This is a genomic window from Nonomuraea guangzhouensis (assembly GCF_019396345.1).
Lineage (GTDB): Bacteria > Actinomycetota > Actinomycetes > Streptosporangiales > Streptosporangiaceae > Nonomuraea > Nonomuraea guangzhouensis.
In genome coordinates this window covers 1-656 of record NZ_JAHKRM010000118.1, presented here as the reverse complement: position 1 = coordinate 656, position 656 = coordinate 1, and the positions used below count along the sequence as shown (strand labels likewise).

Genomic DNA, 656 nt, shown 5'->3' with positions numbered 1-656 from the left:
GGGCCGCGAAGTCGAGCGTGTGAGCGGTTGGCCAGTTTCTGCGACTCGGGCTTGTTCTTGCCCTTGTAGGGCGTGATGACCGGGCCTTCTGCGCCCTGGTAGGCCTTGTCGGCGAGAGTGAGGATCCCCATCCGTTCCAGCGCACGCAGGATGCCCCAAACGCGGGCGGCGGTCAGATCATGGGCCTTGCCGGGCAGCGCTCCTGAAGTCCACAGGATCGTGCCGTCCGGTGAGGCGATGACCTGGATGTTCATCCCGTGGACACGGTGCTTGCCGGAATAGAACGGCCGATCGGCCTTGATCCGGTCGGTGTGAATGAGCGTCCCGTCCAGCACCAGGTAGTGCAGCCCATCCATGACGGCCTTTCGTAACGCCTGTCCGAGCTTCGGAGATCGCGCCGACAGGAGCATTACCGTCTCCTCCACATACCGCCATGCGGTGGTGGTGGATACGCCGAAACCGGCTCCCAGCTCGGCGAACGTCTCGCCCTTGCGCAAGTAGACCAGCACCATCAGGGCTTGCTGACCCGGATTGAGGCGCCGCCAGAGGGACCCGATGGCCCTACGGTGCCGGCGCACCAATCCAGCCACGTAGTTCAGCGTTGAACGCGACAAATCGACCGCAGCACGGTAGAACAGCATCCGAGACCCCTGGTG

1 protein-coding gene is annotated in these 656 nt (G+C 64.0%); it reads right to left on the bottom strand.

Features of this window, described 5'->3' with window-relative positions; translation table 11 throughout:
• On the bottom strand, window positions 1–641 hold a 641-nt coding region (locus KME78_RS63680), incomplete at its 3' end, for a transposase family protein (protein WP_219539962.1).
• Between the last annotated feature and the right edge of the window lie 15 nt (window positions 642–656).